This window comes from Sphingomonas azotifigens NBRC 15497 (assembly GCF_002091475.1).
GTDB lineage: Bacteria > Pseudomonadota > Alphaproteobacteria > Sphingomonadales > Sphingomonadaceae > Sphingomonas > Sphingomonas azotifigens.
In genome coordinates this window covers 1-8,803 of the sequence record NZ_BCTR01000098.1, presented here as the reverse complement: position 1 = coordinate 8,803, position 8,803 = coordinate 1, and the positions used below count along the sequence as shown (strand labels likewise).

Here is an 8,803-nt window from a genome sequence, read left to right as displayed (position 1 = left end):
TCTCCCCTTTTTCTCGGGGCGGCCGCTGCGCCTGATTTTCGGTGACCGTCGCTGCGTTCCGGTCTGGAGCACCGCGTCGGTGGAGTGGCTTCTATGCGCGCTTCCCGAGACCGTCAACACCGTTTTGCAATTTTATGTCGTTTTTCGCGGACCCGGCCCGAAAGCCACGGAAATCTGCCGTTTTTGCGTCGTGCAAAGGCCGGCGAGAATGACCGTTTGATGACCTTCCCTCCCGAATCGCCGACGAATCACCGGCAGAATCAGCCCTGCATCCCCTGAATCGCGGCGAAGGCACGCACCGCTTCGGCTTCATCCCCGCCCCAGACGGCATGGCTGACCGCGAGGAAGTCCGCGCCGGCCTGCACCAAGGGCGCCGCATTGGCCGGGGTGATTCCGCCGATCGCCACGCAGGGGATCTCGAACAGCGCCGACCACCAGGACAGGATCACCGGCTCGGGGCGATGCTCGGTCGCCTTGGTGCTGGTCGGATAGAAGGCGCCGAACGCGACATAGTCGGCCCCCGCCTCCCCTGCTTCCATCGCCAGGTGCCGGCTGTCGTGGCAGGTCACGCCGATCTGGACATTGGGGCCGAGGATCACGCGCGCTTCGCGGGCATCGCCATCCCCCTGCCCCAGATGCACGCCGTCGGCGCCGAGGCGCTTGGCCAGGCTGACGCTGTCGTTGACGATGAACGCCACCTCGGCATCGGCGCAGATGCGCTGGAGCGGCTCGGCGAGCTTGGCGGCCTGGTGCTGGTCGACATCCTTCACGCGGAACTGGAAGGCGGCGACGGGGCCGGCATCGAGCGCGCGGCGCAGGCGGTCCGGGAAGGCGCCGGTCACGTCGAGCGGCGAGATCAGATAGAGCTGGCAGGGCGGGCGGCGATCGTCGCGGACGAACTGCTCGGCAAAGCCTTCGAGGTTCGCTTCGTCTTCGAGATCGTCGAAGGGATCGGACATGGGGTACTCCGCTGCTGAAGTTCGGCGGAACTCTACCGCCTTTGCCGGCGGGCCTTCCACCCCCTGTCCTTCGGGGTCAAGCAGCGGCAGTTATGCGGCGGCGCCGTCCGGGCGAACCCGTCGGCGCCGCCGGGGCAGGTTTCAGGCCTCCTCGCCCTTGTAGATCGTCACCAGCTTGTCGAGCATCGCCAGCGCTTCGGCGCGCGGGCGCTGGAAGGTGTTGCGGCCGATGATCGAGCCCTGGCCGCCGCCGGCGAGAATGTCGCGGGCGTCCTGGTACACCGCGTCCGCGCCCTTCGACGCGCCGCCCGAGAAGACGACGATGCGGCGGCCGGCGAAGCAGCTCTGCACGACATGGCGTACGCGATCGGCCTGGTTCGACCAGTCGGTGCCTTCGTAGAGCTTCTTGGCTTCGGCCTGCTCGATGTTGGCGGCGGGCAGCTTGACCTTGATGATGTGCGCGCCGAGCAGCGCCGCCATGTGCGCGGCATAGGCGCCGACGTCGAGCGCCAGTTCGCCTTCCTTGCTGAGCTTGCCGCCGCGCGGATAGGACCAGATCACCGTGGCGATGCCGACCGAGGCGGCCTGGGCGCGCATTTCCTTGATCTCTTCCATCATCTCGAACACGCCGTCGGCGCCCGGATAGATGGTGAAGCCGATCGCCGAGCAGCCGAGCCGCAGCGCGTCGTCGACGCCGCCGGTCACCGCCTGGTCGATGCCGGTCGCCCAGCTGTTCGAGCTGTTGACCTTGAGGATCGTCGGGATCTGACCGGCAAAGGTGTCGGCACCCGCCTCGATCATGCCGAGTGGCGCGGCATAGGCCGAGAGGCCTGCGTCGATCGCCAGCTGGAAATGATAGTGCGGGTCATAGGCGTCCGGATTGACCGAGAAGCTGCGCGCCGGGCCGTGCTCGAAGCCCTGGTCGACCGGCAGGATGATCAGCTTGCCGGTGCCGCCGAGGCGGCCCTGCATCAGAATGCGCGCGAGGTTCGCCTTCACGCCGGGATTGTCGGAGCCGTAATTGTCGAGGATCGCTTTGACGGCCGGCGTGATGCCCATGATGTACCCCTGCTTGGTGATGACGAGAGGGTCCCTATCGCGCGGCTTCCCGTACGAAAAGGCTGACAACGTTGCCGACTTGCTGCGGAGCAAAACAAATTCCGCCGCTGCGTGACACATGCGGGACCAGCGCGGCAATTGGTCTCTAATTGGCATGTCCAGAGGTGGAATTGACGCTGGCGCGAGTCGCGCTAGCCTCGGCGGCGGGCAAAATGGGGGAACGACTCGTGTGGAATAGAAGGCGTATTGTGCAGGCCGGCGCGGCGATGATGCTGCCGGCCTTTCCTGCCGCTGCGGCATCGCGCCCGAAAGTCGGCGAGCCGGCACCCGAGGCCGAACTGACGCTGATCGACGGCACCAAGGTGAAGCTGTCCGCGATGCGCGGCGACGTCGTCGTGTTCAACATCTGGGCGACCTGGTGCGTGCCCTGCCGCCGCGAATTGCCGACGCTCGATTATTATTACGAGGCGCAGAAGCAGCACGGCCTGCGGGTGTACGCGCTCAGTACCGAGGATTCGGTGCCGCTGTACCGGCTGAAGCCGCTGTTCGAGAAGCTGCACATCCAGCCGACGAAGAAGATCAAGGGACCGTACGGCGCGATCGATAACGCGGTGCCGTCCAACTATGTGATCGATCGCGCGGGCGTGCTGCGCTACGCCAAGGCCGCCGCCTTCGATCTGGACGATCTGAACCGCGAATTGGTGCCGCTGCTCAACGAACCGCGGCCGGTCTGAGCGGACGGGGGCGCGGTGCCCCCGCCCTATCCGGTTCAGCGCGCCAGTGCGGCGACGCCGGGGAGTTCCTTGCCTTCCATCCATTCGAGGAAGGCGCCGCCGGCGGTCGAGACGAAGCTGAACTCGCCCGCCACCCCGGCCTGGTTGAGCGCCGCCACGGTGTCACCACCACCGGCGACCGAGACGAGCTGGCCTTCCTTGGTGAGCGCCGCCGCGGTGCGGGCGAGCGACACCGTCGCCGCATCGAAGGGCGGGATCTCGAACGCGCCGAGCGGGCCGTTCCACACCAGCGTCTTGCAGGTCTTGAGCACGTCGGCGAGCGCCTCGGTGGCGGCGGGGCCGACATCGAGGATCATCTCGTCCGCCGCGACTTCGTGGACGTTGACGGTGCGGACCGGCGGGTTGGCGCGGAATTCCTTCGCCACCACCACGTCGTACGGCAGGTGGACGGTGCAGCCGGCGGCATCGGCCGCGTCGAGGATCTCCTCGGCGGTGCCGGTCAGGTCATGCTCGCACAGGCTCTTGCCGACATCGACGCCGCGCGCGGCAAGGAAGGTGTTGGCCATGCCGCCGCCGATGATCAGGTGATCGACCTTGGCGACGAGGTGCTTGAGCACGTCGAGCTTGGTCGAGACCTTGGCGCCGCCGACCACCGCCGCCACCGGATGCTCGGGGTTGCCGAGCGCCTTGTCGAGCGCGTCGAGCTCGGCCTCCATCTGGCGGCCGGCAAAGGCGGGCAGCTTGTGGGCGAGGCCCTCGGTCGAGGCGTGGGCGCGGTGCGCGGCCGAAAAGGCGTCGTTGACATAGAGGTCGCCGAGCGATGCGAAGCGATCGACTACGGCGGGGTCGTTCTTCTCCTCGCCGCCGAAGAATCGGGTGTTCTCGAGGAGCGCGATGTCGCCGTCGTTGAGCGTCGCGACCGAGGCGGCATCGCCTTCCCAGTCGATATAGCGGACCGGGCGGCCAAGCACGTGCGAGAGGGGTTCAACCACCTGCGACAGCGAAAACTCCGCGCTCGGGTTGCCCTTGGGGCGGCCGAAATGGGCGAGGATCAGCACCTTGGCGCCCTTGTCGGCCAGTTCGGCGACGGTCTGGATCGCGGCGCGAAGGCGCGTGTCGTCGCTCACCTTGCCGTCGGCCATCGGCACGTTGAGGTCCTCGCGGACCAGCACCCGCTTGCCGGTGATATCGCCCATGTCGTCGAGCGTCTTGAAAGTGCGCGCCATGCTGAACCCCTCGCGTTTAAATTTGCTGCGCGAGCGGCATCCTGTTGGCGGAGCGCTCGCACCCTGCGCTCCCCTCCCGCTTGCGGGAGGGGTCGGGGGAGGGGCTGAGCCTCGGGCCGATCGCCCGCGCAGCCGTCCTCCCCTCCCCTAGCCCCTCCCGCAAGCGGGAGGGGAATTTAGGTCGTCCCCCGCTTAAGCGGAGGACGTTCTTCTCAGAGCCCCGCCATCACGGTCGCGGTGTCGACCATGCGGTTGGAGAAGCCCCATTCGTTATCGTACCAGCTGACCACGCGGACCAGCTTGCCGTCGATCACGGCCGTTTCCAGGCTGTCGACGGTCGACGAGGCCGGGGTGTGGACGATGTCGGCCGAGACGATCGGATCGGCGGTGTAGACCAGCACGCCCTTGAGCGGGCCGCTCTCCGAGGCCGCCTTCAGCACCGCGTTGACTTCCTCGACCGAGGTGTCGCGCTTCGGCTGGAAGGTCAGGTCGACAAGGCTGCCGTCCGGCACCGGCACGCGGACGGCCGAACCGTCGAGCTTGCCCTTGAGCTCCGGCAGCACCTCGCCCACCGCGCGGGCGGCGCCCGTCGTGGTCGGGATGATCGACATCGCGGCAGCGCGCGCACGGCGCAGATCCGGATGGATCTGGTCGAGGATCTTCTGGTCGTTGGTATAGGCGTGCACCGTGGTCATCAGGCCGCGCTCGATGCCGATCGCGTCGTTGAGGACCTTGGCGACCGGCGCCAGGCAGTTGGTGGTGCACGACGCGTTCGAGACAATCGTGTGCTCGGCGCTCAGCTTGTCGTGGTTCACGCCGTAGACGACGGTGAGGTCGACATTCTTGCCCGGTGCCGAGATCAGCACCTTCTTGGCGCCGGCGTCGATATGCTTCTGGGCGTCTTCGCGCTTGGTGAAGAAGCCGGTGCACTCGAGCACGATGTCGACGCCGTTCTCGGCGTGCGGCAGGTTGGCCGGATCGCGCTCGGCGGTCACCTTGATGCGCTTGCCGTCGACGACGATGTCGTTGCCGTCGGCTTCGACGGTGCCCGGATACTTGCCGTGGATGCTATCCCGCGAGAACAGCCAGGCGTTCGACTTCGCGTCCGAGAGATCGTTGATCGTGACCAGCTCGAGGCCGCTTTCCGGGCGCTCGAGGATCGCGCGTGCCACCAGACGGCCGATACGTCCGAAACCGTTGATCGCAACCTTCGTCATGCCTGTTCTCCGTTCAGCTTGGCAATGATCTGCGGGACGATGGCGTCCGCAGTGAGACCGAAATGTTCGTAGAGCGCTAGATAGGGGCCCGAGGCACCAAAACTATCCACGCCGAAGCGCAAACCATCGTTTCCGGTATAGCGCTCCCACCCGAAAGTGGTGCCGGCCTCGATCGACACCTTGAGCGCATCCTGCGGCAGGATGTCGTGCTTGTAGGCGGCGTCCTGCGCATCGAAGCGTTCGAAGCAGGGGACCGAGACGACGTCGGCGCCGATGCCCTGCGCTTCCAGCGCCTCGCGCACCGCCACGGCGATCTCGACTTCCGAACCGGTGGCGAGCAGCACCACCTTGCGGGGGGCTTCTGCCTCCAGCAGCGCATAGGCGCCGCGGACCGAGCGGTTCTCGGCGGCTTCGGTGCGCAGCTGCGGCAGGTTCTGGCGGCTGAGCGCGATCAGCGACGGGCCGTCGCTCTTGGCGAGCGCGGCTTCCCACGCCTCGGCGGTCTCGACCGCGTCGCACGGGCGCCACACGTCGAGGTTCGGGATCACGCGCAGGCTCATCAGATGCTCGATCGGCTGGTGGGTCGGACCGTCCTCACCCAAACCGATCGAATCATGCGTCATCACATAGACGACGCGGGCGTGCTGGAGCGCCGAGAGGCGGATCGCGCCGCGGGCATAATCGGCGAAGACGAGGAACGTGCCGCCATACGGGATCACCCCGCCATGGAGCGCCATGCCGTTCATCGCGGCGGCCATGCCGAATTCGCGGATGCCGTAGTTGATATAGCGGCCGCCGTAATTGTCGGCGTCGAGCCGCTGCAACCCCTTGGTCAGCGTGTTGTTCGAGCCGGTGAGGTCGGCCGAGCCGCCGATCGTCTCGTCGAGGATCGCGTTGACCGCCTCCAGCGCCAGCTCGGACGCCTTGCGGGTCGCGACCTTTTGCGGGCTGGCGAGCAGGCTCTGGACGTGCGGCTGGAGCAGGTTCGGCTGCACGTCGCCGCGGCGTTCCCAGCCGAGGCGATCGGGGTGCGCGGCGAGGCGCTCGGCCCAGGCTGCGTGGGGCGCGGCCCCGCGGGCACCGGCGGCGAGCCACGCGTCGCGGATGTCCTGCGGGATCTCGAACGCCGGGTGGCTCCAGCCGAGCGCGACGCGGGCGGCGGCGACTTCGTCCTTGCCGAGCGGCGAGCCATGGACCTTGGACGTTCCCTGCTTGTTGGGCGCGCCCCGGCCGATGATCGTGCGGCACTTGACCAGCACCGGCTTGTCGCTGGCGACCGCTTCGTCGAGTGCGCGGACGATGTCCGCCTCGTCATGGCCGTCGCACTCGACCACGTGCCAGCCGGTGGCACGATAGCGCGCCGGGATGTCCTCGACCGAGGAAAGCGAGACCGCGCCGTCGATGGTGATCTTGTTGTCGTCCCACAGCACGATCAGGCGGTTGAGCTTGAGGTGCCCCGCGATGCCGATCGCTTCGTGGTTGATGCCTTCCATCAGGCAGCCGTCGCCGGCGATCACCCACGTCTTGTGATTGACCAGGTCGTCGCCGAACACCGCATTGAGGTGCCGCTCGGCGATCGCCATGCCGACCGCCATCGCCAGCCCCTGGCCCAGCGGGCCGGTGGTGCACTCGACACCCGGCAGCTCGAAATTTTCCGGGTGGCCCGCACACGGGCTGCCGATCTGGCGGAACTTCTTGATGTCGTCGAGCGTCGGGCGGGCATAGCCGGTCAGGTGCAGCAACGAATAGAGCAGCATCGAGCCATGGCCGGCCGACAGTACGAAGCGATCGCGATCGGGCCATGCGGGATCGGCGGGATCGAACTTCAGGTAGCGCTGGAAGAGCACGGTCGCGACATCGGCCATGCCCATCGGCATGCCGGGATGCCCCGAATTGGCGGCTTCCACCGCGTCCATGGAAAGCGCGCGGATGGCGTTGGCGCAATCGGCGAAGGATGCTGTCACGTGAATTCCCCGTCTGGTCGCGCATGCCTTTGGAAGCGCGGGCGCGTAACGTCAACCGTTCGGCGCACCCGCAGGCGGGATGGATTGCAATCAGCAACTCTTGCCGCTGCGGCGATCCATGCTATCCGGCTGGATAATGTCCGACTTAGTAGCAGATCGTATCGAACGGGCTCTGCAGCGTATCGAAACCGCGGCGCAGGCCAAGGCCTTTGCCACCGCCCGGCTGGAGCGGCGCAACGCGCTGCTGCGCGGCCGGATCGAATCCGCCATTGCCGATCTCGATGCGCTGATCGCCCGCGAGGCGGAGAACGCCCAGCCCGAACCCGCCGATGACGAGGATGCGGGCTGATGGCGGAAATCACCCTGCAGGTCGCCGGGCGCAGCTACACCGTTTCGGCGCGCGAGGAAGACATGCCGCACCTGCGCGAGCTGGAGGCCCGCATCGGGCGCCATGCCGATGCCGCGCTGCGCGCCGCCGGCGGGCAAAGCGGCGAGCGCACCCTGCTCTATCTCGCGCTGCTCCTGGCGGACGCGCTGGACGAGGCCGAGCGCAAGCCCGCGACCACTGTTTCCGACACGCTGCTGGCGCGGATCGCCGATCGGCTCGAAGCCGTTGCGTCGGCCCTTGAGGAAAGCGGCGCGCCGTCCTAAATAGAGCCGTGGCGGGAACTGCCCGGTGCGAGCCTTAGCAATTATCCCTGAGGCTATAATCTTCATCCATGGGAGCTGTCCCTGTGCAGATCCTGGTCTGCAACACATGGTTCCCACCTGACGTTCTGTGCGTCGGTGGATATTCAGGCCAACGGCCCATGGTGGTTCCCGTCACACCTGCCATGCCGATTCCGTGCTGAGCGATAAGCCCGCCCTCCGCGCGCGGTTGCGCGCCGCGCGCGACCTGTTCGCCGCGGAATCGAGCACCGCGATCCTCGCGCCGGAGGCGTTCGTCGAGCGACTCACGCCGGGCATGGTCGTCGCCACCTATTGCCCCGTCGGCAGCGAGGCCGACCCAACCCAGCTCGCCGCGGCGGCTGCCGAGCGCGGCTGCGCGCTCGCCTTGCCGCATGTGATCGATCGCGCGGCGCCGATCCGCTTTCTCGCCTGGGAGATCGGGGCGCCGCTGGTCGCCGGCCCGTTCGGGCTGCGCCAGCCGGATCTGTCCAGCGCCGAGGTGGCGCCCGACGTGATCCTGACCCCGCTGATCGGCTTCGACCCCCGGCTCAACCGCCTCGGCCAGGGCGCCGGCCATTACGACCGCGCCTTTGCCCGATTCGAATCGGCATGGCGGGTGGGCGTCGCCTGGTCGGCACAGGAGGTCCCCGCCCTCCCCGCCGATATCTGGGACGTGCCGCTCCATGCCGTGGTGACCGAGCAGGGCATGCGCTGGCACGCCGAGCCATGAACCCGAGTTGGCGCAAACCCGCCGGCGCGCTGGCGATCGTCGGGCTGATCCTGGTGTGGGTGGTGCTCGTCGCGAGCTTTTCGGGGCAGATCGGCCGGCTGCCGATCCTGGTGCAGACGCTGGTCTATCTGGCGCTGGGGATCGTGTGGATCCTGCCGCTCAAGCCGCTGCTGCGGTGGATGGAGACGGGGCGCTGGCGGCGCTGATTCGGGCCGGGCGCAGCCTCCATCGGGTGGCTCGCCCCC

General features: G+C 67.7%; 11 protein-coding genes and 1 other RNA gene. 7 read left to right on the top strand and 5 right to left on the bottom strand.

The features are described 5' to 3' along the window. Nucleotides 1-220, top strand: a 220-nt coding sequence (locus SAZ01S_RS24320) for a hypothetical protein (protein WP_218018153.1), incomplete at its 5' end; no start/stop codon positions are given. A 40-nt stretch (nucleotides 221-260) separates the two neighbouring features. Here SAZ01S_RS24320 and thiE read toward each other — a convergent pair. Both thiE and SAZ01S_RS22530 read right to left on the bottom strand, forming a co-directional pair. After that, nucleotides 261-959, bottom strand: coding sequence for a thiamine phosphate synthase (gene thiE, locus SAZ01S_RS22535; RefSeq protein WP_084584576.1), 699 nt, complete (start codon nucleotides 957-959; stop codon nucleotides 261-263). A 141-nt stretch (nucleotides 960-1,100) separates the two neighbouring features. Beyond that, a complete protein-coding gene (locus SAZ01S_RS22530; RefSeq protein ID WP_084584575.1) occupies nucleotides 1,101-2,018 on the bottom strand; it encodes a class I fructose-bisphosphate aldolase in 918 nt (305 codons plus the stop codon). Nucleotides 2,019-2,284: 266 nt separating this feature from the next. On the opposite strand from SAZ01S_RS22530, the gene SAZ01S_RS22525 reads away from it, so the two are divergent. After that, on the top strand, nucleotides 2,285-2,752 hold the full coding sequence (locus SAZ01S_RS22525) for a TlpA family protein disulfide reductase (protein ID WP_084584578.1): 468 nt from the start codon (nucleotides 2,285-2,287) through the stop codon (nucleotides 2,750-2,752). A gap of 35 nt (nucleotides 2,753-2,787) precedes the next feature. Here SAZ01S_RS22525 and SAZ01S_RS22520 read toward each other — a convergent pair whose 3' ends face one another. From SAZ01S_RS22520 to tkt, 3 genes are all read right to left on the bottom strand, one after another. Further along, entirely contained in the window at nucleotides 2,788-3,978 is a 1,191-nt protein-coding gene (locus SAZ01S_RS22520) for a phosphoglycerate kinase (RefSeq protein ID WP_084584574.1), read from the bottom strand. Nucleotides 3,979-4,190: 212 nt separating this feature from the next. Next, a complete protein-coding gene (gene gap / locus SAZ01S_RS22515) occupies nucleotides 4,191-5,195 on the bottom strand; it encodes a type I glyceraldehyde-3-phosphate dehydrogenase (protein ID WP_084584573.1) in 1,005 nt (334 codons plus the stop codon). Next, entirely contained in the window at nucleotides 5,192-7,111 is a 1,920-nt protein-coding gene (gene tkt / locus SAZ01S_RS22510) for a transketolase (protein WP_245825135.1), read from the bottom strand. The genes gap and tkt overlap by 4 nt, the downstream gene beginning before the upstream one ends. 184 nt (nucleotides 7,112-7,295) lie before the next feature. Between tkt and SAZ01S_RS22505 the strand changes: the two genes are divergently transcribed. From SAZ01S_RS22505 to SAZ01S_RS22485, 5 genes are all read left to right on the top strand, one after another. Further along, the gene (locus tag SAZ01S_RS22505; RefSeq protein WP_245825133.1) at nucleotides 7,296-7,508 is read left to right on the top strand and encodes a hypothetical protein; all 213 of its coding nucleotides are present in this window, start codon (nucleotides 7,296-7,298) and stop codon (nucleotides 7,506-7,508) included. Next, the gene (zapA, locus tag SAZ01S_RS22500) at nucleotides 7,508-7,810 is read left to right on the top strand and encodes a cell division protein ZapA (RefSeq protein WP_084584570.1); all 303 of its coding nucleotides are present in this window, start codon (nucleotides 7,508-7,510) and stop codon (nucleotides 7,808-7,810) included. The genes SAZ01S_RS22505 and zapA overlap by 1 nt, the downstream gene beginning before the upstream one ends. Nucleotides 7,811-7,822: 12 nt before the next feature. Then, a non-coding RNA gene (gene ssrS, locus SAZ01S_RS22495) (6S RNA) lies at nucleotides 7,823-7,982 on the top strand. Nucleotides 7,983-8,006: 24 nt separating this feature from the next. Then, nucleotides 8,007-8,558: a 5-formyltetrahydrofolate cyclo-ligase gene (locus SAZ01S_RS22490; protein WP_084584577.1), complete on the top strand. Its 552-nt coding sequence runs from the start codon at nucleotides 8,007-8,009 to the stop codon at nucleotides 8,556-8,558. Further along, nucleotides 8,555-8,764, top strand: a complete 210-nt coding sequence (locus SAZ01S_RS22485) for a DUF2842 domain-containing protein (RefSeq protein ID WP_084584569.1) — start codon at nucleotides 8,555-8,557, stop codon at nucleotides 8,762-8,764. Before SAZ01S_RS22490 ends, SAZ01S_RS22485 begins: the two co-directional genes overlap by 4 nt. The last annotated feature ends 39 nt before the right edge of the window (nucleotides 8,765-8,803 follow it).